Origin of the sequence: Bacillus cereus group sp. MG20 (genome assembly GCF_040459885.1) — a bacterium.
GTDB classification, from domain to species: domain Bacteria; phylum Bacillota; class Bacilli; order Bacillales; family Bacillaceae_G; genus Bacillus_A; species Bacillus_A cereus.
Map to the genome: position 1 here is coordinate 1,915,413 of NZ_JARVHF010000001.1, position 25,148 is coordinate 1,940,560.

Below are 25,148 nucleotides of genomic sequence, written 5' to 3' on the forward strand. Positions count from 1 at the left end.
CCTCAAAGAGCGTTCATTCTCTTCTATTAATCACGCTTATATTTTTTTAACACTTCTTCTAATCGTTTTCGTTCATCTTCTAGCGTACTTGCATCTTTTTCTACACTTACATCTTTCTTCGCCGTTTCTTTCTCTTGTTCTTTCGGCTCTTCTTCCTTAAGCCAATCTGGCACCATTTCTTTTCGTACCGTTTTCTTCGCCGTACGGCCTTTTTTCTTCGTCTCAGCCCACTCTTGATATTGACGGTTCTCTTCTTTCGCTAACGCCATCGCGTCCGCTACTGTACCGACCTTTTTACGTGCCCAATGCCCAGCAATCTTCTCGACATACGTTTTCGCAAGTTTCATATCTGAGCGTAGCATAACGTAATAAATAAGTACATTCACAACTCCTGGTGTCAATTTTTGATTAATCATGACATCTTCAACGATTTGCAAGTCCGCTTTCGTTGCCTCTGCACCACCAGAAATCTCTTTCAATAGTTGTTTTGGCGAGATTTCCTCTAGCTGCTTTATTAACATCTCCTCTTGTGATGAAGGCTCTTTCTCTTTCATCGTACGTGCAGCATGAGGCTGTACTCTTTCACTTAGTACCGGTAATGCTTGACCATTTTCAAATTGATACCAATCGCGCGCTCCTTTTCTAAGCCTTTCCATATCAATTGTTTGCATCTCTGTCACCGCACCAAGAACGATATTTTGCATCGATAACACATCTACACCATACACGTAAGCAAGTGTTATAACGCAGTCTCTTACTTGATCTGTAATCGCCTTTTTAGGAACAAGAGCGGACAATCCATCTACAAATAAAGAGAAATCAAAGAAATCATTCCAAACTTTCGGAGCGTCTCCCTTCTCGTTACTTGGCATAGTTGTCGTTTTTGGAATACGAAGGTCTTCTTGCGCATGCTCAAGCTGTCCTGGATTAAACGAACCAAACACATCATTGAAAGAGCGCGTAACATTTTCATAAGAAGCAAAATCAAATTCTTCTTCTAAGAAATATTGCTTTACTTGATTATATTTTGTCCGACTCAATCGATTGTATAAAAAGATACTTAAAACAATATCATCAAAAAACTGCTTCGGAGATAAAGGTGGTTGCAACTCATATATGAACATTCGAATATCTTTTTCTTTCTTAATATATACCTTCAAAAGCCCAATTGCCTCTAACTTTACTCGTTCCTCATATATTTCAGGAAGTTGCATTTGCATAGTCACCATAAGGGAATGATGTGTATTCTCTTTTCCAAATACACGATCTTGCTCTAGCTCCCCCCATAGTGTCATGTATAAGCTAAAAGCTCTACTACCTATTAACGGCTGATACAACATCGTCAATACTTTTCGGTCGTAATTATGCAGTAGCCCTTTCGCACTTACTTTATAACGATCAATCGGCAATAGCTCCATCCATGACTGTTTTTCCATTCTTGCTTTTCCTTTCTCTCATCCAATCTATCCTCTACTTCATTCCTTCTATCTTCATTATATAAATTCTTAGTGAAAAAGAGCTATTAGCTTTCGCTTCTAGCTCTCTTATCCTATTACTTACGGTATGTAAAGAGAATAAAATACAACTTCTACTCTCTTTCTTTTTGCAGTATATCTTTTAATTCTTCAATAAATACATTTAAATCTTTAAATTGACGATATACAGAAGCAAAACGTACATAAGCAACATCATCAATATCGCGAAGTTCTTCCATAACAATTTCACCAATCATATCACTTTTCACTTCTGATATACCTAAATTACGCAGTTCACGTTCCACGCTTTGTGTTACTTCTTCTAATTGTCTTAAAGATACTGGTCTTTTTTCACACGCTTTAATTAAACCGCGTAAAATCTTTTCTTTATTAAACTCTTCTCGTGTGCCTTCTTTTTTAACAACGATAAGAGGTGACTCTTCTACCCTTTCAAAGGTCGTAAAGCGACTTAAACAACTTTCACACTCTCTTCTTCTTCGAATAGAGCGCCCCTCGTCTACCGGACGCGAATCTAACACTCTTGTACCATTATGAGAACAGGATGGACAACGCAATTCATTCACTCCTTTACACTATACTCTTTATTTTTCTCTACTCAATTCACCTAAAATATATATACAATATTATATAACTCATTCTAACTCTCTTACCACTTTAAGTTTCAGCGCATCACTTTATCATCTCATACTTAAAAATAAGATGGTATATAAGGCACTACCTCATTTGCAAGAGTCCAATGTATTCAACTAACGAGTACGTTATATTTTTCCTTTTTTATAAACTAAAAAAGAGGTGCATTATACACCTCTTTACATTTTAAATCAATTATGTTCTTTTTTAAAGAGCTTTTGTTTCTCTCTGCTTAATTTCGAAGCTACCAGTGCCTCGAGGAAGCTCGATGCTCTCACGCGTTTTCGCGTTTAAACCTTCTGCAATATATTCTGCAGCAACATTTGGATCAATACGATCCCCACAAGTATAAACATCAATACTTGCGTAACCGTGCTCCGGAAAGCTATGAATTGTTAAATGTGATTCTGAGATAATTACTACTCCACTTACACCTTGTGGTGCAAATTTATGGAAAGCAACCTCACGCACTTCAGCACCAGCTCTTAGTGCTGCATCCACAAATAATTGTTCAATATACGGCATGTCATTAAGCTTGTCGAAATCGCAATCCCAAAGTTCAGCAATCACGTGACGACCCATCGTATCCATAGTATCCATTCTACAGTTCCCCCTTGTAAATTTATTCTAACTGTTCGAATTGAAAACTAATTTGCAATTTGGCTTGCTCCACTACCACGGGGGAAAGTTAGTCCAGAGAGGTCCTAACCCTTTAAGTAGTGACTACGTACCTCAGCTCTTAAGTTTACGAGTGTTAGTATACTTTGTTTATTTTCATTTTGCAACAACAGTTTTTTCGATTTTCTGTCATATTTTCCTCTTTACTTTTCCCTAAAAAAAATAAACGATTCACAAATGCAGTAATCACAACGTTTCGTGGTATGTCCACTTTTTAAAATATACTTATATAATTTTTTTCCTTTTCAGAAAAAAATAAAAAAAGAGGGCAAATATTGCCTTGCCCTCTCCTCCCTTATTCACTTAAATGTGTTGCACATTTTCTTGTTTCGCTAACTCTTCAACAACTAACGTTACAAGATCTACAACACGACGAGAGTAGCCCCACTCGTTATCATACCAAGCAAGTACTTTCACTTTACGATCACCCATTACCATTGTAGATAAACCATCGATAATAGCTGAATGTGTATTTGTATTAAAGTCGATAGATACTAAAGGCTCTTCGCTGAATTCTACAATACCTTTTAACGCACCGTTTGCAACAGTTTTGAATGCATCATTAATAGCTTCAACTGTCACATCGCGTTTTACATCTACTACTAAGTCAACAAGAGACACGTTTGGTGTTGGTACACGAAGTGCCATACCATGAAGTTTTCCGTTTAAGTGCGGAAGAACTTTTGCTAGCGCTTTCGCAGCACCTGTCGTTGTCGGAATGATTGATTGTCCGCAAGCACGTGCTCTTCTTAAATCTTTATGTGGGTTATCAATATTTTTTTGGTCATTTGTATAAGCGTGAACTGTCGTCATTAAACCGTTTTCAATTCCAAACTGCTCATCTAACACCTTCACAACAGGCGCTAAACAGTTTGTTGTACAAGATGCATTTGAAATAACAGTATGTTTTGTAATATCTAATTGGTCTTCATTCACACCAACTACAATTGTTACATCTTCATTTTTACCAGGCGCTGTTAAAATAACTTTTTTCGCTCCAGCTTCAACGTGAAGAATTGCTTTTTCTTTCGAATTAAATTTACCAGTTGCTTCAATTACAACTTCAACACCTAAATCTGTCCAAGGCAATTCCTTTGGATCGCGGTTGTTTAAAAGGCGAATCATTTTTCCATCAACTAATAAGTGATCTTCAAATGCTTCTACTGTTCCGTCAAACTTGCCATGAACTGTATCATATTTAATTAAGTGTGCTAACGTTTCAGATGGATAGCTTGCATTGATTGCTACAATTTCGAATGCGCTTTCTTTTATTGCTTGACGAAATACCATTCTCCCAATACGTCCAAATCCATTAATTGCCACACGAGTCATAATATGTTATCCCCCTTGAATGCGTTATACTATTTATCTCCAATCCCAATAATAGTATAACACAAAAAGGAGATATGTCACTAAGCATTTTCATTAATTTCACAATTTTTTAGTCAATAATGTTCCACTTCTTTAAAATTACCTGCAATTGTGTTTTCGTTCCCATAATTGTGCCATCATTATTTATCACTTCATCTGCATTTTTCACTTTTTCTTCTAACGGCATTTGAGATTGAATACGAGCTGTTGCTTCTTCTTCTGAAAAGTTATTTCGTTTCATTAAACGCTCTAATTGCGTATGCGGCTTAACTGCTACAACTAAAACGCGGTCAACAAGACTTGTTAATTTGCTTTCAAATAAGAGAGGAATATCTAACACAACCGCTTGCATATCTTCTTTTATGTACATCTCCTTTTGCCTATTCATTTCCTCACGCACTGCAGGATGAACAATTTTATTTAACTGCAATCGTTTTTCTTCATTATAGAAAACGACACTTCCCAGTTTTGGACGATCTAGTTCTCCATCTTCTTGTAACACTTCCGTTCCAAATACTTCTACTATTTTGTTATATGCTGGTTTTCCTTGCTCTACAACTTCTCGTGCAATAATATCTGCATCAATAACCGGTATGCTCAGTTCACGAAACATTTGAGATACTGTACTTTTTCCACTTGCAATGCCTCCTGTTAATCCAATTACTACTGTCATAATAAGCCTCCTCATAATAAAAGGCGCGAAACTAATGTTCCACGCCCATACTTACATTTTCCAAATTCCAATTATAATGAGTAATACCCCAGGCAGGAATGTAAATTTTTGTAACCACTTCATATTCGATAAAACCGTTCCAAGTTTCATTCCAATAAATAAAAACAAAGAACTCATAATCGCAACTAATATCGCCATCATAGCGGGTGCATACCCTAATAAAGATGCACCAATTCCGGCACCAAATGAGTCTACAGAAAGAGCGATACCAAGAAGCAATGCCTCTCCTGCAGAAATGGTGCCTGATTTATCAAAATCTGCTACAGTCGGTTTCCGTAAAATTTGAATCACTAGCCCTAGCGAGGCAATCTCTAATTTCCAGACCTTCTCCTCTTGCTTCGGTTCTTCTTTTTTTTCACTTCGAAAAAATTGATACAATACCCAAATCCCTATTCCAATAAGAACAAGCCCACCGATACGCGTTGCGATAACAGGTGAAAATACTTTCGCGATCATATGTCCAATTCCCATTGAAACAAGCATAACAGCCGCTGAACACATTCCGATAATTATAATTGATCTTAGTGGAATTCTTACGCTTCTTAAACCATATGTTAGCCCTACACTACAGCTATCTAAGCTTAATGTAAAAGCTAATAAAATAAGAGATAAATAAAGGTACATCGGTAAGCTCCTCCCTTATACATAGCTCTGCTGTATGTATATGACAAATGCCTATCCGATGTTATCTCTTTTCTATATTCTTGGCTGACAAATTGGGCAGTAATGCGTTCCTCTTCCGCCAACAACTGTTTTTTCTAATATCGTACCGCAAGTTACACACGGTTCTCCTTTTTTTCCGTATACATTTAGGAGTTCTTGGAACGAACCAATTTGCCCTTGTGAGTTGATATACGTTCGAATTGTACTTCCGCCACGCTTCACTGCTTCTCCTAGCGTTGTAACCGTAGCCTCATAAATTCGCTCAATTTCTTCTTTTGTCAAAGACGACGCTTCTCGTTCCGGATGAATTTGAGAACGGAATAAAACTTCATCCACATATATATTTCCAAGCCCTACTAAAAGACGCTGATCCAATAGCACAACTTTTATTTTACGATTTGTCTTTTGCAATCTTTCTTGTAAATACTGTGGTGTCAATTCAGCATCAAACGGCTCCGGCCCTAAGTCAGCAAGAGGCATTTGGTTCATCTCTTCACCTTTCTTAAAGAGATGCATCGTACCAAACTTTCTCACATCTTTATAATGTAATTCAGTTCCATCTGTAAATAAGAAACGGACGTGCGTATGTTTATCAATTGGCTCATCCTCTTGATGTAGTAAAAACTTACCTTCCATACGCAAATGTGAAACAATAACATAATTTGTTACATATAGAAGCAAAAACTTTCCTCTTCGCTTTATATTTTCAATCTTCTCGCCTTTTAGCATTTCTTTAAAGATTTCTGCATCATCTGGTCGTTTCACTATTTTTGGATAAGTAACAATAACATCTTCAATCGTTTTTCCTGTTACAAGATTTTCAAGTGTCCGTCTGACGTTTTCAACCTCTGGTAATTCAGGCATTTCATCACTTCCTTATTTTGCGTCGTACCAAGTTGGACCGTAAGAATAATCAACTTTCAGCGGAACTGCGAGTTCAATCGCATGCTCCATTACTTCAGGTACAAGCTGCTCTAATTTTTCAATTTCTTCTTTTGGTGCTTCAAATATTAATTCATCGTGTACTTGCAGAAGAAGACGCGCTTGTAATCCTTCTTCTTCTAAACGATCTGCCATAATAATCATCGCTTTTTTAATAATATCTGCTGCAGTACCTTGAATTGGTGTATTCATCGCTGTACGCTCAGCGAAGCTACGTAAATTGAAATTACGACTCGTAATTTCTGGAATATAACGACGACGATTTAATAATGTAGCCACATATCCTTTTTGTTTCGCATCTTTTACGATGTCCTCCATGTATTCTTGTACACCAGGGAAACTTTCTAAATACTTTTCAATAAATTCCGCTGCTGCTTTTCTTGTAATTCCTAAGTTTTGTGAAAGACCATAATCACTAATACCATACACAATTCCGAAGTTAACAGCTTTCGCTTGTCGTCTCATATTTGAAGTTACTTCATCTTTTTCAACGCCAAATACATCCATAGCTGTTTTCGTATGAATATCCATGTCATGCTGGAATGCTTCAACTAGCCCTTTATCATTTGCAATATGAGCTAATACACGCAGTTCGATTTGTGAATAATCAGCCGCATACATAATCCAACCTTCTTCTGATGGAACAAATGCCTGACGAATCTTTCTTCCTTCTTCTAATCGAATCGGGATATTTTGCAAGTTCGGATCCGTTGAACTTAATCGACCTGTTTGCGTTAACACTTGATTAAAGCGAGTATGAATTTTAGATGAATCTTCATGTACAACTTTCAGTAAACCTTCAATATAAGTTGAATTTAGCTTCCCTAATTGACGATAATGTAAAATGTTTGGAATAATTTCATGGCGATCCATAAGCTTGTCTAATACATCAGCTGACGTAGAATAACCTGTTTTCGTCTTTTTAATAACCGGTAAGTTTAAGTTCTCAAACAGAATTACACCAAGCTGCTTCGGTGAATTAATATTAAATTCTGTTCCCGCAAGCTTATAAATTTCCTGTTCCATTTCCTTTAATCTACCTGCGAGTTCTTCTCCCATATTACGAAGACGCTCCGTATCAACTTTTACACCTTTTACTTCCATATCAGCTAATACACGCGCAAGTGGCAATTCTAACTCTGTAAACAGTTCATATTGCTCATTCTTCTTTAACTCTTCAACGAATGTTTGCTTTACATCATATAATACATGCACTTTACGAGCCACATGCTCCGCTACTACTTCTAACTCTGGAACAGCACGCTTCGCACCTTTTCCGTAAACTTCTTCATCTGATTTCACAGCATGCGTTTCTTTCATTTTCGCTACAGTACGGAAATCTTTATCTGTATCAGCCGGGTCAAGTAAATAAGCAGCGATTAATAGATCAAAGTCAATCCCTTGCATATCTATCCCATTCCATTTCAGTGCAACGATTGCTCGCTTCGCATCAAATGTATGCTTTCTCATTTCTCCATTTGCAAGCCATGCTTTAAATGCATCCGACGCAAGAGCAATATCCTTCTGAATAAAGTAGCAACCATTTTCATTTTGAATACCAAAGCCTTGAATGTCCGCCTTATGATAATTATCTTCTTGCACTTCTACGATAAGCGCACTATCTTGCTGAAGCATTTCTTCTGTAACTTCTTCCACAATATCAAATGTAATATCATCTAATTCAGCTGGAGCTGTTTCTTCTGGCGTAACGCCTAATTTATTTAAAAGAGATGTAAATCCTAAACTCTCGAACATTGGAATCACATCACTTGCTTCATATCCTTTATACGCCATATCATCCACATGAACTGTAATCGGCGCATCTGTAATAATAGTCGCAAGATCTTTACTCATAAGAGCTTGTTCTTTATTTTCTTCCAGTTTTTCTTTTAATTTCTTCCCGCTTACTTGATCTAGATTTTCATACACTTCTTCAACCGTTCCAAACTGTGTTAACAATTTAATCGCCGTTTTTTCACCAACTCCTGGTACACCCGGAATATTATCTGATTGGTCTCCCATTAAACCTTTCATATCGATAATTTGCTTTGGTGATAAGCTATATTTTTCAAATAAAGATTCTTTCGTATATTCATCTACTTCCGTAATCCCTTTTCGCGGAATACATACAAGCGTGTTATCAGAAACAAGTTGAAGTAAATCTTTATCTCCTGAAATAACTTTTACACTTGCTCCTTGTTCACTCGCTTCTTTTGCTAGCGTTCCCATAATATCATCCGCTTCATAATTTTCTAATTCATAACGCGGTACATTGAACGCATCCAGCATCTCACGAATAAACGGGAACTGCTCTGATAATTCAGGTGGAGTCTTTTGACGTCCTCCTTTATACTCACTATACGTTTTATGACGGAAGGTTGTTTTGCCTGCATCAAACGCCACTAACATATGAGTTGGCTTTTCTTCCTCTAATATTCTCATTAACATCATTGTAAAACCGTAAATTGCGTTCGTATGTATACCTTTGTCGTTATTTAAAAGCGGTAGTGCAAAGAAAGCACGATACGCGATATTATTACCATCTACTAATACGACCTTTTTTTCCAAAATTGAAACCTCCCCATACAAATTTGAAATGATTTTTTTCACAGAAAAAAACCGTTCCTTTCCTCTCTCTATATTAACATGACTAATAGAGAGAAGAAAAATAACGGTTATTTTCTTTCATATATAAAACAGACTTATATTGGCATAAAGGGAAGTGACGAGAACAGCTTAACTATTCTCGTCCAAAATTACTCCTTGGATGAAGGGGTTTTCATGTATTATATTAACAGAGCTTTATTAATATTTAATTAAGCCATTGTTAATATATTGTAAACATCCTTCATCCTATTTTTCAGTTGCTGATTTTGGTAAAACAACTGTAAATGTTGTCCCTTCCCCAACTTCACTATCCACTGTAATTGTACCGTGATGCGCCTCTACTAAATGCTTTACAATTGATAATCCAAGGCCTGTACCACCAGTATTTCTACTTCTCGCTTTATCCACTCGGTAAAAGCGTTCAAAAATACGTGGAATTTCCTCTTTACTAATACCAATTCCAGTATCCGATACTTTTATATAAGCATTATACTTATCTTCCGCTAACTCTACTGAAACAACGCCTCCAGCCGGTGTATATACGATCGCGTTATTCATTAAATTAATAAAGATTTGTTTCAAACGACTTGGATCTCCAATAACAGAAGCACGTTTTAATACATTCACTTGTAAAGAGATTTCTTTTTCTCCTGCTTTATTATCAAGCACCATATGAATATCTTCAAGCAGCCCCTTCATGTCAACGGTTCCCATATTTAATTTAAATCCTTGTTGTTCGATCTTTGACAAATCTAATAAATCTTCAATTAATCCTTGCATGCGCTCACTTTCTTTTAAAATAATGTGCAAGAAATGTTCGCAGAATTTTTTATTATCCATCGCTCCGTCTAAGAGTGTTTCTGAAAAACCTTTAATAGAAGTAATCGGTGTCTTTAATTCATGAGAAACATTCGCTAAAAAGTCTTTTCTCATTTGTTCTAATTTCTTTAACTCTGTTATGTCATGGAATACGAGAACAATCCCTTTCCATTCATGGTTTGTCCCGATAATCGGCGCTCCATATACTTCGAAATGCTTCCGCTCAATTCCAAGCGGCAATAACATTTGTTTACGCACTTTCACTTCTGTCATAAAGATTTCTTCTACAAGCTCAATAATTTCTGTATGATGAAACGATTCATAATATAAGCGATCTAAATATTCTTCATCTGTTACGTGGAAAGTTTCCTTATAAGAGCGGTTTACAAGGTTTATATACCCGCGGCTATCAATTAAAATCATTCCGCTTCCCATATTTTCAATTAACGTATGCAGACGATCTTGCTGCATTTCTTGTTCAAGTGTCATCTCTTGTAAGTTACGAGCTAAAATATTAATCGCTTTACTCAGCATTCCTGTTTCATCCGAATGACTTTCGTATGCACGTGCTTTATAATTACCCTTTGCCAATTCAATTGCAACTTTTGTAACCGATTCAATCGGCCTAATATATTGCCCTGTAATTTTCATACCTAAAAATACAACTACGAGACAAGCAATAACAAATCCGATAATTAATAATCCCCACGTTTTTTGATGTACGTCTTTTAAAGGATCGATTGTACTTTTCACCAAAACGTATCCTTGTTTTCCTTCTACATCTTGAACGAACACCGCATGATAAAATTCATTCTTTCGATCTGTCTCTTTCGTAATCACTTTACTCCGTTGTTTTGCCAATTCCGAAGTAAGTTCTTTAATCGTCTCTGGACTAAATGCCAATTCTTGTCCTTTTCTATATTGAACTTTCTTTTTTTCATCCACAAATACGATAGAAGCTGGTATTTTTTCTTCTAACTTTTCAAATACGTATGGATTTTTTAAGACATTATCAAAACCTTGCTCTTCTGCTAACGCCGCAACATACTCCGTCTCTTTTACCATTCTCTCTTTAGCATGATCTATATAGTAGTTTTCAAACACAGTTTCTAGCAATAAACCTAGTCCAACTAAAATAAATACAATAAGAGAAACAAATGTAAAAAGAAGCCTGGAACGAAATTTATTCATTCCCTTTTGGCTCCTCTAATTTATATCCTAAACCACGTATCGTTTTAATGTACGTCGGTTTTTTCGTATTTTGTTCAATTTTATCGCGCAAATGGCTAATATGAACATCAACAATTCGTGTATCACCAGCAAAATCGTAATTCCATACAGCACTTAATAATTGATCACGCGTCAACACGCGACTTTTATTTTTCGCAAGATACACAAGTAGTTCAAATTCTTTTGGTGTTAATTCAAGCTTTCTTCCTTGGAAATAAGCCTCATAAAACTCCGGTAAAATTTTAAGTTCTGCAATTGTGATGCTATCTTCATCTGGCGCTTCTGCAACTTGTTCTTCTTGTTGTAATTTCGTGCGGCGCAAAATCGCCTTCACACGAGCAACAACTTCCCTTGGACTAAATGGCTTCGTCATATAATCATCTGCCCCAAGTTCAAGGCCTAGCACCTTATCAAACTCATCATCTTTTGCCGTTAACATTAAAATCGGCGTCATAACGCGCTGCAATCGTAATTCTTTACACACTTCCATACCATCCATTTTCGGAAGCATTAAATCTAATATAATTAAATCTGGGCGTTCTGTTGTCGCTTTTTGAAGCGCCATTTCTCCATCCATCGCTGTTATAACTTCAAACCCAGCTTGTTGTAAATTAAATTCGATTAAAGTTAAGATAAATTCCTCATCATCAACTACTAAAATACGATTGTTCATTCTTTTCCTCCAAGTTATAGACTTGAAACCTTCTTCATCCTAGTATTTTCCCCGTTATTCTCATCATACTAGAAAACAAGGTCCCTCTCAATATAATTGTCTATTCATGGAGATCGTTTGTGTAGAATTGAGAAAATAGAAGTAATTACGATTCACCTGCAACTACACAGGATTTTGCCAAACTTTATAGATTACTCTCTCTTCTTTAAAGCTCACTTCCGTATGAACTATAAAATCTTGATTTTGTGCTAAGAAAAACGAAAGAGCATACGCTATTTTATAATCCGGTGTTTCATATCCATCAAATACTCTCCCGTACATTTCATTCGCAACCCCGTCTGCCCACACTTCAGCTTCTCTTACCGTTTCAAAGATAACGTTTTCTCCTTTCCACCTCATCTTAAAGAATCACTCCTTCCATTGACTTAAATTATCAAATTATAATATAGTAAATATTGTTAATCCGATAATCCGAATATAAAAAGGGGTCTATTATGCGACTATTACTACCTATTTTAACTTTAGTAGTAACATGTTTCCTTACTTTTAACGTACCGAGCTGGGATACGATTAAAACGGGGTGCTCAGAATTTGCTGAAGGGTTCAAAGAAGGATTTTTCAACTAAAAATAGCGCTAGCATCCTTATTCAAGGTATGCTAGCGCTATTCATATTTTCATCTTTTAAAAATTATCTAATGCTTTTTCCATAATGGAAACAGATTTAAAAGGCGGCGTGACTGTTAATGAACCTTTTACAACAGTTTCTCCTTTTTCATCATGAGCAGATACAAGCATATCAATTGTATGTTCCTCCTCAGAAACAGCCACAACTTCAAAGTGGATTTGTAACGTTTCATAATGGTGAACATGCTTCACGAACGTAAGGTCCTTCCTAGTAATATGACTTCCTGGACCCGGTAAATATTTCGTAACTGCCGTTGTAATCATTCCCGTTAGCATAATGCTTGGTACAATCGGCTTTTCATACGGAGTTTGGGATGCGTAATCATGCTGAATATATAATGGATTGGCATCATTCGTTAACCCTAAGTACAATAACAAATCTTTATCCTCAATTTTTTCAGTGATAGATAATTTCTCTCCTACTGTAATTTCATCCATTTTACGACCAATTTGAACTTTTTTCTTTAACATGTTACAACCCCCTCCGATTTTTTCACCTTATTATCCTACTAAAAGCGATACCTTATCCGAAATTTACTATGATGAGGGCAATGTATAGTATAAATCTATAGTTTCATTATAGGATACTACAAATGATAGCGTTTTCATATTATTTCAAAAAAACAATTCGGTAAATAGTAGAAAAAGATTCGGAATCCCGAATCTTTTTCACTACTATTCAATTATTAAACAAGAACTTTCATTACGTTACGTACAGATTCTACAGAGCGATCTAACGCTTCTTTTTCATCTGCAAGAAGTTCTAATTCAATAATTTTTTCAATTCCGTTACCACCTAGAATTACTGGTACCCCTAAGTAAAGGTCACTATAACCATACTCACCTTCAAGGTACGCAATAGCTGGTAATACACGGCGTTGATCTTTTAAGATTGCTTCTGTCATTTCAACTAAAGAAGCTGCTGGTGCGTAATATGCACTACCGTTTCCTAATAAGCCTACAATCTCACCGCCACCTTTACGTGTACGTTCTACGATTGCTTCTAAACGCTCTTTCGGAATTAACGTTTCTAACGGAATACCGCCTGCATAAGAATAACGCACAAGAGGTACCATGTCGTCACCGTGTCCACCAAGAACAAATCCTGTAATGTCTTTCACAGAAAGATTTAATTCTTGTGCGATGAATGTACGGAAACGAGCTGTATCTAATACGCCCGATTGGCCAATTACACGCTCTTTCGGGAATCCTGCTTCTTTAAATACAGAATATGTCATTGCATCAACTGGATTTGTTAACACAACAATAATTGCATTTGGTGAATGTTTTGCAATGTCGCGCGTAATACTTTTCATAATTTTAGAGTTCGTTGCTACTAAGTCATCACGGCTCATACCAGGCTTACGTGCAATACCTGCTGTAATAACGACAACGTCAGAATCAGCAGTATCTGCGTAATCAGATGTTCCAATAATGTTAGCATCAAAACCTTGTACTGGGCTCGCTTCTAACATATCTAACGCTTTCCCTTTTGTTGGATTTTCCAGTTGTGGAATGTCCACTAATACAACATCTGCAAGTTCTTTTTGTGCTAATAAGAATGCCGTTGTTGCTCCTGTAAATCCTGCACCGATGACTGAAACTTTCTTGCGTTTGATTGTCATAATTTACCCCCCGCTTTAATTATGCGTTTTTGATTATCGCTACATCCATGTTTTTAATAAGCTCATTAGCAAACTCAGAACACTTCACTTCTGTTGCGCCTTCCATTAGGCGAGCGAAGTCATATGTTACTACTTTTGATGCAATTGTTTTCTCAACTGAATCTGTTACTAATTTCGCTGCTTCATTCCATCCTAAGTGTTCTAATAATAATACACCTGAAAGAAGAACTGAAGATGGGTTTACTTTATCTAAACCTGCATATTTTGGAGCTGTACCGTGTGTAGCTTCAAAGATAGCATGTCCAGTCACATAGTTAATGTTTGCACCAGGTGCAATACCAATTCCACCTACTTGTGCAGCAAGTGCATCAGAGATATAGTCACCATTTAAGTTCATTGTTGCAACAACATCGAACTCACGTGGACGAGTTAAAATTTGTTGTAAGAAGATGTCTGCAATAGAATCTTTTACGATGATTTTTCCAGCCACTTCAGCGTCTGCCATCGCTTTATTTGCTGCATCTTTACCATCTTTTTCAACAATGCGATCATATTCAGCCCAAGTAAATACTTTGTCGCCGAATTCTTGTTCCGCTACTTCGTAACCCCAGTTTTTGAAAGCACCTTCTGTAAATTTCATAATGTTTCCTTTATGAACTAATGTAACAGAAGAGCGTTTTTCATTAATTGCATATTGAATTGCAGCACGAACAAGACGCTTTGTCCCTTCTTCTGAGATTGGTTTAATACCAATACCAGATGTTTCTGGGAAGCGGATTTTATTAACACCCATTGCTTCTTTTAAGAAAGTAAGAACTTTTTCTGCTTCTGGAGATCCTTGTGCATATTCAATTCCAGCATAAATGTCTTCTGTATTTTCACGGAAAATAACCATATCAGTATCTTCCGGACGTTTTACAGGTGAAGGAACACCTTCAAAATAACGAACTGGACGTAGACATACATATAGATCTAATTCTTGACGAAGTGCTACGTTTAGAGAACGAATACCACCGCCAACTGGAGTTGTAAGTGGACCTTTAATTGCGATTAAATATTCGCGAATTAAATTTAAAGTTTCTTCTGGTAACCACTCGCCTGTTTGGTTGAATGCTTTTTCCCCTGCAAGCACTTCTTTCCAAACGATTTTCTTCTCACCATCATAAGCTTTTTCAACTGCTGCTTCTATTACGCGAGATGCAGCTGCCCAAATATCAGGACCAATTCCATCTCCTTCAATAAATGGAATAATCGGATTGTTTGGTACATTCATAACACCATTAGTTACAGTAATTTTTTCACCTGTCGTCAATGTGATAACCCCCATGTTTGAAATTTCATATGTATGAAACTGAGGGAATAACCCCTCAGTTCAAACCGTTAGTCAAATTAAAATATTCTAATCATTACATCTTTCCGAAAAAATCAGACTTTTGAAAGCGTATTTTCACTATCGAAATAGTGTTTTTCGCTTATCGTTGTGCGATTGGAACATACACTTGATGCGTTGGTCCATTATAATCAGCACGCGGACGGATTAAACGGTTATTTTCATATTGTTCTAGAATATGAGCTAACCAGCCTGACATACGGCTAATTGCAAAAATAGGTGTAAATAAGTCATGGTCAATTCCTAAACAATGGTATACAGAAGCTGAATAGAAATCGACATTTGGTGGAAGACCTTTTTCTTTTGTTACAATGTCTTCAATTTTGATAGACATATTATACCATTTGTCTTCTCCTAAAAGCACGCATAATCTCTTAGACATTTCACGTAAGTGTTTTGCACGTGGATCACCTTGCTCATACACACGGTGGCCAAAGCCCATGATTTTCACTTTATTTTGAAGAGCATTATGAATATATGACTCTACATTTTCTTCTTCGCCAATTTCAGTTAACATCTTCATTACATTTTCATTTGCCCCACCGTGAAGAGGACCTTTTAATGCACCGATTGCTGCTGTAATACCAGAATATACATCTGACAGTGTAGCTACGCAAACACGTGCAGTAAATGTAGAAGCGTTTAACTCATGATCTGCATGAAGTACAAGTGCCTTATCAAAAGCTTCAATTTCAACTTCATTTGGCTCGCGATCATTTAACATGTACAAGAAGTTTGCAGCTAATGATAAATCTTTTCTTGGCTCAACAATATCTAAACCTTTACGGATTCTCGCGTAAGCAGCAACTAAAGTTCCCACTTGAGCCTGTAATTTAACCGCTTTCAAATAATTAGACTTTTCATCCATAATTTCAGCGCTCTCATCGTATAATGATAGCATGGAAATTGCAGTTCGTAAAACAGACATCGGATGTGCAATTTTTAAATCTACTTGTTTCAAATATGTTAAAATCTCACCTGGAACTTTATAGTATTCAGATACAATTTCATTAAATTCCGCTAGTTCTTTTTCATTAGGAAGCTTGCGGTGCCATAATAAGTACACTACTTCTTCAAACGTAGCATTCTCAGCTAAATCATCAATATTATACCCAACATAAGTTAATGTATCATCAATAATAGAGCTCACAGATGATGTTGTTGCTACTACCCCTTCTAAACCTCGAATAACAGTCATGACATTCTCTCCTTTTCCTGAAAATTCTCCCAACCTTGCTCCTTATATCTATTTGCTCCCCTTATGAATTATGAACGCCCGTTCACTCTTTAGGCAAGCAAAATGCACGATCATGCAAATTTGTTGCGATGTTCCCCTCTTATTGTCCATTGTTTACATGGAAAGCATGAGCGTGAATGTCTCCCCGAATCCTCACGCTCAAAACAACAAGTTAGTGAGGAAAATACATTCCGAAGAGTTTTATGATAAAAACAACATAAAACAATATCATTATAAAATTGTTTTATGTTGTTTTTATTTTATCTGGTGTAAAGTCTCTGCTGTTATGTAACTTTTCAAAGTTTCTAATCCTATTATAAACAATTATCTGACTTTTGTGAACAGAAAGAATTCAAAAATTTTATATTACTATAAAATTCCTTATTTAAACATTTGTATAATACTCATAACCGCATAGGCAATTCCAGCCCCAATTAACGGACCAACAGCAACCCCATTAAATAGCGCAACCGCTATAATTGTCCCAAAAACAAGCGCAGTTGTAATGTGAGGATCCGTTGTCAACAATTGTACGCCGCCTTTCGCTAACAAAGCGACCGCTACACCTGAAGCTAAAGCAATCCACGCATAATAAGATTTTGCCGCTTCTCCAAGTTGTTTAAAACCTATTTCCCCCGTCGCAATCGGTACGAGCACCGCTATTGTAATGACCGTTACACCTAGGTTAATTCCTTTCGTTTGTAAATAAGGAAAGACCTTATCTCCTAAAAACGTAAACTTCAATAAAAATAACACACCAATTGCTACAGTAAGCGATTGGTTTTTAGCAATAAGTCCTATAATAAGTAGTATGAATAAAAATAACGTTGACTGACTAATCATGTTTGCACTTCCTTTCTGAAAATAATGAACTCATTTCCAAACAAAAATACCTTTAAACCTATCGTTATACATGATATATCGATGCCTATTCAACATGAATCACTTCATTTTTTATGTATTTTAAAATGATAAATTGAGACTTTCACCATAAAAATTTAAGCATGTATACATTTTAAAAAACAGGCGTCTCTTCTTTCTTTTCTAATTAGAAACAGGTAAAATAAAAAGAAGAGAAAATGAAGTTTTTACCATATAGTAGAAGCATCAACACCAAGCTTTCACAGTCACTCACATACTGAAAAAGCAGGAAAAATCCATCATTCCACTATAACATAAAGTGAAACTTTAATCAGTGGGGCACACTCGTTATAAGTTGAACGAATTAGGATAATCCAAATTGGAATGGGAGGTATACATCTTTGAACCGAAACTTACTATATATGATATTGCGACTCATATTTGTCATTGTAGCAACGGTAGCTGGGTTCTATGTATTACTATACATGTCAGGGCTTATCTATCCTTTTATTATCGCTTTTGCATTTGCTTATTTGATTAATCCTGTCGTCAATTTCCTTAATCAAAAACTACAATTTCCTCGCGCACTAGCAGTACTCGTTAGCTTAATTCTCGTATTTGGAGCTATCGTTGGACTTGTTACATATCTTGTGACTGAAGCAATATCTGCCACAACATACTTACTACAACTTGTTACAGTAAAGTTTCCAGATATCGTTACATTCGCTCAGCAATTTGCACTTAATCATATTATGCCTCTCTACGATGATTTAATCTCTAAATTTAATCATCTTGGAGAACCACAGCGCTATACAATTACACAAAACATTCAAAACTTAGGAACAGAGGCAACAACACAAATGAAAGAACTTTTAACCGCCATTATAAGCGGGTTAACGAATTTCATTAGTGCACTGCCAACAACTTTAACTGTCCTTGTATTCATTTTATTAGCCACTTTCTTCATTAGTTACGATTGGCACCGTCTTGCTCAAAAAGCAAGAAAATTACTACCAAATCGTGTACATGGCTACGGAAAAACTATTTTTGTCGACTTAAAAAAAGCTTTATTCGGTTTTGTGAAAGCACAACTTACACTCGTATCTATGACAACCGTTATTGTACTGATCGGACTTTTAATATTACGCGTACCATACGCCATTACTATTGCGATTATTACAGGAGTTGTAGATTTACTACCATATTTAGGAACAGGCGCAGTCTTCGTTCCATGGGTTATATACGTATTTTTCACTGGCGATACCGCATTCGCCATTGGTCTTCTCATTTTATACATCGTCGTGATTGTCCAAAGACAAATTATGGAACCGAAAGTACTTTCATCTAACATCGGTCTCGATCCATTAGCAACACTCGTCGCTCTATTTGTCGGCTTTAAACTTTTTGGCTTTTTAGGATTAATCATCGGTCCAGTCACCTTAGTACTACTTAATACATTACACAAAGCTAATGTCTTCCATGACTTGTGGAAATATATTAAAGGTTCACCTTCAAAATAACAGTTTCTAATTCATACAAAAAATCAAGCTATAATCAGTGGGAAATTCCCACTGATTATTCCTTTTACCTATTTTTCACACTACTCACACGCAACAAGAGCATTACCCAGAAACAGGATAATCCTCTTGTTTTTTTGCATAAAAAAACACATATTCTAGCTAAAAATACATTTTTATTCTATTTTATCTATAATTATTACTTACATTTATTACTTTTTATGTAAATGAATAAATATACAAAATGGCATAAAATAAGGCTTCAACTAACAATCACCACCTTTTATATGAATTCTTTACACCAATCGCTCCTTTATATACAAAAGCAAAACTTTAATTTGGCTGCATTTCGCACCATCTTATTCATCCAAATTAATAGCACTAAAAAATCACACGTTTAATCGAAGCACAACAAGAGTTCAAACGAAAATTATATAGCAAATATAATAAGCGGACGTTTTGTTCATCCCCCCCACATCAAACACTTACGAGCATCCCAGCTTTGAGATAGAAATTCCACACCCCACAAATAACGCGGTAAAGCAAAGCTTCAATCAGAAAGTTCCTCCCCTCTTACAAGACAAAAAAATAGCACTTAGATCGTTATAATCTAAGCGCTACTTCTGAATGATAATAGTAGAGTTCTTTCTAAACTTCCATTCCATCCACTTCATAACAAGCGGCTTCAATAAAGCTCTCGTAATAGGGATCACGCAGATAAACCCTAGCACATCTGTCACATAACCAGGAAGCACTAAGAGAATACCTCCTACAAATACAAAAATACCATCTAGTACTGCCTCACCTGGCATTTCCCCTCTATTCAACTTAGATTGAATCTCTCCAAGCACTTTAAATCCTTGTCTTTTCGCCAAATACACACCTACTACACCTGTAAATACAATCATAGCGAACGTAGACCATAAACCTATTACATGACTTGATCCGATTAAGACCGTAATCTCAATCGCCGGTATTAAAATAAACAAGAATAGTAACCACTTCATAGTTCTACACCTCTCCCACAACTCACTTTTAACGCCCTCACAACGCCTATATACATCATATGAAATATAATACCCTTTCATATTAAAACCCATAACAAACAGCTTTTAAAAGCAATTCTAGGCGTTTTAAGCTAACCCTATCTCGTTTTTGTGTAAAAAAAAGAGAAGGACTCCGATCCTTCTCTCCGTATTACTTATAGCACTTCCGCATGTCCATTATAAACAATTCCGCGTGCTGCATCAACTGTTACTTCTTGGCCATTTTTTAAAGTTGCTGTTACGCCGTTTACACCAACGATAACAGGAATACCGATTGATACGCCTACAACAGCAGCATGGCTTGTTAAGCCACCTTCTTCTACAACTAAAGCAGCAGCTTTTTCGATTGCAGGAATCATATCTTTATCAGTGCTTGTTGTAACAAGGATATCACCTTCGTTTACGTTCGCTACAGCTTCAGCAGCTGTTTTTGCTACAACTACTTTACCTTTTGCAGCTTTACGACCGATTCCTTGTCCTTTAGCAACTTCTTCACCAACAACGTGGATTTTCATTAAGTTTGTTGTACCAGTTTCAGCAACTGGAACACCAGCAGTAATTACTACAGTATCTCCAAGGCCGATTAGACCTGCATCCATACCTGTTTGAATTGCTGTATCTAACATTTCGTCAGTTGAAGCTGCGCGCTTCTCAGCCATAAATGCTTGTACACCCCAAACAAGTGCAAGACGACGTCCTACTTGCTCGTCAGATGTTACAGCTACGATTGGAGATTTTGGACGGTATTTAGAGATCATTTTCGCAGTATGTCCACTTTCTGTTGGAGCTACGATTGCAGCTACATCAAGAGCAAGTGCTGTATGCGCAACAGATTGGCTAATTGCATCTGTAATTGTTGGAGTGAACTCTTTAATACGTTTTTTGAACATATCTTCGTATTGTAATGATTTTTCAACACGTACTGCAATGTTAGCCATCATTGTTACTGCTTCTACCGGATATTGACCAGCAGCTGTTTCACCTGAAAGCATGATTGCATCTGTACCATCGAAGATTGCGTTAGCTACGTCACTTGCTTCCGCACGAGTTGGACGTGGGTTACGTTGCATAGAGTCTAACATTTGTGTCGCAGTAATAACTGGTTTACCTAACACGTTACATTTTTTGATTAGACGTTTTTGTACTAATGGTACTTCTTCTGGCGGAATTTCTACACCCATATCACCACGAGCTACCATTAAACCGTCAGAAACTTCTAAGATTGAATCGATGTTGTCGATACCTTCTTGGTTTTCGATTTTCGGTACGATTTGGATGTATTGAGCGCCATGCTCTTCTAATAATTCACGGATTTCTAATACGTCAGACGCTTTACGTACGAATGAAGCTGCGATGAAATCAACTTTTTGCTCGATACCGAAGATGATATCTTTTACGTCTTTTTCAGTGATACCAGGAAGCTTAATGCTTACGTTTGGTACGTTAACACCTTTTTTATTTTTTACAGTTCCGCTGTTAAGAACTTTTGTACGGATGTTTCCATCAGCTTTTTCGATTACTTCTAGTTCGATAAGACCGTCATCGATTAGAATGCGAGAACCTGGGTCTACATCGTCATAAAGACCAGCATAAGATACAGAGAACTTCTCTGCAGTACCTAATACTTGCTCAGTAGAAAGAACTACTTCTGCACCTGTTACAAGCTCAGCTTGTCCGTCTACGAAGTCGTGAGTACGGATTTCTGGACCTTTTGTATCAAGTAAGATACCAACTGTTTTACCAGTTTTCTTTGAAGCTTCACGAATGTTTTTAATACGAGCTCCGTGCTCTTCATGGCTACCATGAGAGAAGTTTAAACGAGCAACGTTCATACCTGCTGCGATTAATTGCTCTAATTTTTCAATACTTTCACTAGCAGGACCTATAGTACATACAATTTTAGTTTTACGCATATTGCACCTCCGAAAATTATGAAACCGTTCCCAAATATCTGACATTACGCCGATTAGATGGATAATTCTTTAGATAATTGATACATATCTTTATCGATTGTATGCTTTTGAGCTAACGCTTCGATAATATCATGATCAACAAGTTTGTTATCTTGAATACCTACACAACGTCCACCTCTACCAGCAATTAATAATTCAACTGCTCTTGCGCCAAGACGACTTGCTAATACACGGTCTTGTGCACTTGGTGATCCGCCACGTTGTACGTGACCTAATACAGTTACACGAGTATCAAAGTTTGTTGCTTCTTCAATGTGCTTACCGATGTCAATTGCACTTCCAACACCTTCAGCTACAACGATAATACTGTGTTTTTTACCACGTTCACTACCGCGCTTCAGACGAGCGATAACATCATCCATGTCATACTCTTCTTCTGGAATTAAGATTGTTTCTGCACCATCAGCTAAACCAGCCCATAATGCGATATCACCAGCGTGACGTCCCATTACTTCGATAACATATGTACGTTCATGAGATGTAGCTGTGTCACGGATTTTATCAATTGCATCAATAACAGTGTTTAAAGCTGTATCGAAACCAATTGTGAAGTCTGTTCCAGGGATATCATTGTCGATTGTACCTGGTACACCAACACATGGGAATCCTTGTTCAGTTAATTTTTTAGCGCCTTGGTAAGAACCATCTCCACCAATAACAACAAGTCCTTCGATACCATGTTTCTTTAATTGCTCGATACCTTTTAGTCGTACTTCTGGGTCTTTAAACTCAGGACATCTTGCTGTATATAATTTCGTACCACCGCGGTGGATAATATCGCCAACAGAACCAAGTTCTAATTTTTCAATGTGACCAGAAATTAATCCAGCGTATCCATGGTAAATACCATATACTTCAATATCATGGAAAATCGCTTTACGAACAACTGCACGAATGGCAGCATTCATACCAGGTGAATCTCCACCACTTGTTAATACACCAATACGTTTCATTTGTACTCACCTCATAAAGATTATTTGCCTTATAATAAAATAACACGAAAAAATATAAAAACACAATGGAGAAGATGTGTCTTTTCATAATAAAAACGTGCATTCGCGAAGAGGAACGCACGCTTTTCTTATTTTATCCCAATGGAAGCGTTTGAAAACGAAACTTGCCCAATTTTCATATATTTTTCATAACGTTTTTCGATTAATTCATCTTTCGAAATTCCGTTTAATTGTTCAAAAGTTTTTCTAATCATTAAGTCTATATTTTCTGACTGTTTTAAAAGATTACGGTGAGCTCCACCTTTTGCCTCTGGAATAATTTCATCAATTACACCTAATTCTTTCAAATCTGCTGCTGTAATTTTCATTGCTTCTGCAGCTTCCTTTGCTTTTCCTGCATCTTTCCAAAGAATTGCCGCTGCACCCTCTGGTGTAATAACAGAATAAGTGGAATTTTCTAGCATATGAATGTAATCTCCTACTCCAAGACCTAGCGCACCACCACTACCGCCTTCACCGATAACGATACAAATAACTGGTACCGTTAAACCTGCCATCTCAAATAGGTTGCGGGCAATAGCTTCACTTTGTCCACGTTCTTCAGCTGCTTTACCAGGATAAGCTCCCTTCGTATCGATGAAACAAATAATAGGACGATTAAACTTTTCCGCTTGTTTCATGAGACGCAGTGCTTTTCGATATCCTTCTGGATGAGGCATTCCAAAGTTACGGCGAATATTTTCTTTCGTATCTTTTCCGCGCTGATGCCCAATTACAGTTACAGGCATCCCTTTATATTTCGCAATGCCGCCGACAATCGCTGCATCATCGCCAAATAGACGATCTCCATGACATTCGAAAAAATCAGTAAATAAGTGCTCAATATAATCGAGCGTTGTCGGTCGTTCTGCATGACGAGCAATTTGAACACGGTCCCATACTTTTAGATTGCCGTATATATCTTCCTCTAAATTTTCTAGCTTTTCTTCCAAAATATGAATCTCCTCACTGAAGTCCATCTGGCTGTTTTTCGTATAGTCTTTCAGTTCACGAATCTTATTTCTTAGCTCAACAACTGGTTTTTCAAATTCTAGCTCTGCCATACAGCCAATTCCCCTCCTTGATGAACTTCTAAAATCTTGCGAAGCGATTCTCTCATATCATCACGATGCACCACCGCATCTAATTGACCATGATCTAGTAAGAATTCTGCCGTTTGGAAATCTTCCGGTAGTTTCTCACGCACCGTTTGTTCAATTACACGTCTACCAGCAAATCCGATAAGTGCACCTGGTTCTGCAAGATTATAATCACCAAGTGAAGCGAAACTCGCTGAAACCCCGCCCGTCGTTGGGTGAGTCATAACAGAAATAAATAACCCTCCTGCATTACTATGCTTTTTCAAAGCTACGCTTGTTTTTGCCATTTGCATTAAACTTAATATCCCTTCTTGCATACGGGCACCACCCGAAGCAGTAAAGATAATAAATGGAACTTGTAAGTCGTACGCCTTTTCAACCGCACGGGCGATTTTTTCTCCTACTACAGAGCCCATGCTCCCCATTCGAAAACGAGAATCCATTACTGCAACAACAATAAGCATGTCATCAATTGTTCCTTCACCAGTTACAACCGCTTCGTTCAATTCAGTCTTCTTACGATCGCTCTCTAGTTTCTCTTCATAACCTGGAAACTCGAGTGGATTTAATGAAACCATTTCTTTGTCATACTCACGGAATGACCCTTCGTCCAATATACTATCAAGACGTTCCCATGCATTCATAGGATGATGATATCCACAATTCACACATACTTTTAAATTTTTTAGAAGTTCTTTCGTATACATGATTTTTTTACATTCCGGACATTTTGTCATAACGCCATCTGGCACATCTTTTCGTACTTGTTCTGAAGGTATTGCAGCGTACTTTTTCTTTTTCACGAATAAATCTCTTAGCACAATTTGACCCCCTTCGTTGAGAGCTAAGGTTAGCGTAAGAAGAAAATGGGGCTAACACC

23 protein-coding genes are annotated in these 25,148 nt (G+C 36.9%); 2 read left to right on the forward strand and 21 right to left on the reverse strand.

Annotated features, from left to right (window positions below; translation table 11 throughout):
• Window positions 1–26: 26 nt before the first annotated feature.
• The 11 genes from QCI81_RS09810 to QCI81_RS09860 form a co-directional block, all read right to left on the reverse strand.
• Window positions 27–1,436: a replication initiation and membrane attachment family protein gene (locus QCI81_RS09810; protein ID WP_000415025.1), complete on the reverse strand. Its 1,410-nt coding sequence runs from the start codon at window positions 1,434–1,436 to the stop codon at window positions 27–29.
• A 152-nt stretch (window positions 1,437–1,588) separates the two neighbouring features.
• Entirely contained in the window at window positions 1,589–2,050 is a 462-nt protein-coding gene (nrdR, locus tag QCI81_RS09815) for a transcriptional regulator NrdR (RefSeq protein ID WP_001203687.1), read from the reverse strand.
• 283 nt (window positions 2,051–2,333) lie between these two features.
• The gene (gene speD, locus QCI81_RS09820; RefSeq protein ID WP_002003660.1) at window positions 2,334–2,717 is read right to left on the reverse strand and encodes an adenosylmethionine decarboxylase; all 384 of its coding nucleotides are present in this window, start codon (window positions 2,715–2,717) and stop codon (window positions 2,334–2,336) included.
• A 390-nt stretch (window positions 2,718–3,107) separates the two neighbouring features.
• Window positions 3,108–4,136 carry a glyceraldehyde-3-phosphate dehydrogenase gene (locus tag QCI81_RS09825; RefSeq protein WP_000198974.1) on the reverse strand — a complete coding sequence of 343 codons (1,029 nt, stop codon included), beginning with the start codon at window positions 4,134–4,136 and terminating at the stop codon, window positions 3,108–3,110.
• A gap of 109 nt (window positions 4,137–4,245) precedes the next feature.
• Entirely contained in the window at window positions 4,246–4,848 is a 603-nt protein-coding gene (gene coaE / locus QCI81_RS09830; RefSeq protein WP_053563572.1) for a dephospho-CoA kinase, read from the reverse strand.
• Window positions 4,849–4,899: 51 nt separating this feature from the next.
• A complete protein-coding gene (gene ytaF, locus QCI81_RS09835; protein ID WP_000281743.1) occupies window positions 4,900–5,532 on the reverse strand; it encodes a sporulation membrane protein YtaF in 633 nt (210 codons plus the stop codon).
• Between the two features lie 72 nt (window positions 5,533–5,604).
• Window positions 5,605–6,435 (reverse strand): DNA-formamidopyrimidine glycosylase, encoded by an 831-nt coding sequence (mutM, locus tag QCI81_RS09840; protein ID WP_071731428.1) that lies wholly within the window; start codon window positions 6,433–6,435, stop codon window positions 5,605–5,607.
• Between the two features lie 12 nt (window positions 6,436–6,447).
• Window positions 6,448–9,081 carry a DNA polymerase I gene (polA, locus tag QCI81_RS09845; RefSeq protein WP_063548740.1) on the reverse strand — a complete coding sequence of 878 codons (2,634 nt, stop codon included), beginning with the start codon at window positions 9,079–9,081 and terminating at the stop codon, window positions 6,448–6,450.
• Between the two features lie 285 nt (window positions 9,082–9,366).
• Window positions 9,367–11,130 carry a sensory box histidine kinase PhoR gene (phoR, locus tag QCI81_RS09850; protein WP_053563569.1) on the reverse strand — a complete coding sequence of 588 codons (1,764 nt, stop codon included), beginning with the start codon at window positions 11,128–11,130 and terminating at the stop codon, window positions 9,367–9,369.
• The gene (gene phoP, locus QCI81_RS09855) at window positions 11,123–11,842 is read right to left on the reverse strand and encodes a two-component system response regulator PhoP (protein WP_001065220.1); all 720 of its coding nucleotides are present in this window, start codon (window positions 11,840–11,842) and stop codon (window positions 11,123–11,125) included. Before phoP ends, phoR begins: the two co-directional genes overlap by 8 nt.
• Window positions 11,843–12,004: 162 nt before the next feature.
• Window positions 12,005–12,241, reverse strand: coding sequence for a hypothetical protein (locus QCI81_RS09860; RefSeq protein WP_053563568.1), 237 nt, complete (start codon window positions 12,239–12,241; stop codon window positions 12,005–12,007).
• A gap of 95 nt (window positions 12,242–12,336) precedes the next feature.
• On the opposite strand from QCI81_RS09860, the gene QCI81_RS09865 reads away from it, so the two are divergent.
• Complete coding sequence (locus QCI81_RS09865; protein ID WP_001238014.1) at window positions 12,337–12,468, forward strand: hypothetical protein; 132 nt, start codon at window positions 12,337–12,339, stop codon at window positions 12,466–12,468.
• 56 nt (window positions 12,469–12,524) lie between these two features.
• Here QCI81_RS09865 and QCI81_RS09870 read toward each other — a convergent pair whose 3' ends face one another.
• The 5 genes from QCI81_RS09870 to QCI81_RS09890 all read right to left on the reverse strand — a co-directional run bounded on the left by QCI81_RS09870 (window position 12,525) and on the right by QCI81_RS09890 (window position 17,622).
• The gene (locus QCI81_RS09870; RefSeq protein ID WP_000914180.1) at window positions 12,525–12,998 is read right to left on the reverse strand and encodes a MaoC family dehydratase; all 474 of its coding nucleotides are present in this window, start codon (window positions 12,996–12,998) and stop codon (window positions 12,525–12,527) included.
• Between the two features lie 215 nt (window positions 12,999–13,213).
• Window positions 13,214–14,152: a malate dehydrogenase gene (gene mdh / locus QCI81_RS09875; RefSeq protein ID WP_000153232.1), complete on the reverse strand. Its 939-nt coding sequence runs from the start codon at window positions 14,150–14,152 to the stop codon at window positions 13,214–13,216.
• 19 nt (window positions 14,153–14,171) lie between these two features.
• Complete coding sequence (icd, locus tag QCI81_RS09880) at window positions 14,172–15,464, reverse strand: NADP-dependent isocitrate dehydrogenase (protein ID WP_071731427.1); 1,293 nt, start codon at window positions 15,462–15,464, stop codon at window positions 14,172–14,174.
• 160 nt (window positions 15,465–15,624) lie between these two features.
• Complete coding sequence (gene citZ, locus QCI81_RS09885) at window positions 15,625–16,773, reverse strand: citrate synthase (protein ID WP_000503651.1); 1,149 nt, start codon at window positions 16,771–16,773, stop codon at window positions 15,625–15,627.
• Window positions 16,774–17,160: 387 nt separating this feature from the next.
• Complete coding sequence (locus QCI81_RS09890) at window positions 17,161–17,622, reverse strand: DUF441 domain-containing protein (RefSeq protein WP_000625507.1); 462 nt, start codon at window positions 17,620–17,622, stop codon at window positions 17,161–17,163.
• 419 nt (window positions 17,623–18,041) lie between these two features.
• On the opposite strand from QCI81_RS09890, the gene ytvI reads away from it, so the two are divergent.
• Window positions 18,042–19,160 (forward strand): sporulation integral membrane protein YtvI, encoded by a 1,119-nt coding sequence (gene ytvI / locus QCI81_RS09895; RefSeq protein WP_006926492.1) that lies wholly within the window; start codon window positions 18,042–18,044, stop codon window positions 19,158–19,160.
• Window positions 19,161–19,774: 614 nt separating this feature from the next.
• Here the strand turns inward: ytvI and QCI81_RS09900 are convergent.
• The 5 genes from QCI81_RS09900 to accD form a co-directional block, all read right to left on the reverse strand.
• Window positions 19,775–20,164 (reverse strand): FxsA family protein, encoded by a 390-nt coding sequence (locus tag QCI81_RS09900; RefSeq protein ID WP_000871631.1) that lies wholly within the window; start codon window positions 20,162–20,164, stop codon window positions 19,775–19,777.
• Between the two features lie 194 nt (window positions 20,165–20,358).
• On the reverse strand, window positions 20,359–22,116 hold the full coding sequence (gene pyk, locus QCI81_RS09905) for a pyruvate kinase (RefSeq protein WP_353810692.1): 1,758 nt from the start codon (window positions 22,114–22,116) through the stop codon (window positions 20,359–20,361).
• 53 nt (window positions 22,117–22,169) lie between these two features.
• Window positions 22,170–23,129 (reverse strand): 6-phosphofructokinase, encoded by a 960-nt coding sequence (gene pfkA / locus QCI81_RS09910; protein WP_000821158.1) that lies wholly within the window; start codon window positions 23,127–23,129, stop codon window positions 22,170–22,172.
• A gap of 128 nt (window positions 23,130–23,257) precedes the next feature.
• Window positions 23,258–24,232, reverse strand: coding sequence for an acetyl-CoA carboxylase carboxyl transferase subunit alpha (gene accA / locus QCI81_RS09915; protein WP_353810693.1), 975 nt, complete (start codon window positions 24,230–24,232; stop codon window positions 23,258–23,260).
• Complete coding sequence (gene accD, locus QCI81_RS09920) at window positions 24,220–25,089, reverse strand: acetyl-CoA carboxylase, carboxyltransferase subunit beta (RefSeq protein ID WP_353810694.1); 870 nt, start codon at window positions 25,087–25,089, stop codon at window positions 24,220–24,222. Before accD ends, accA begins: the two co-directional genes overlap by 13 nt.
• Window positions 25,090–25,148 lie beyond the last annotated feature (59 nt).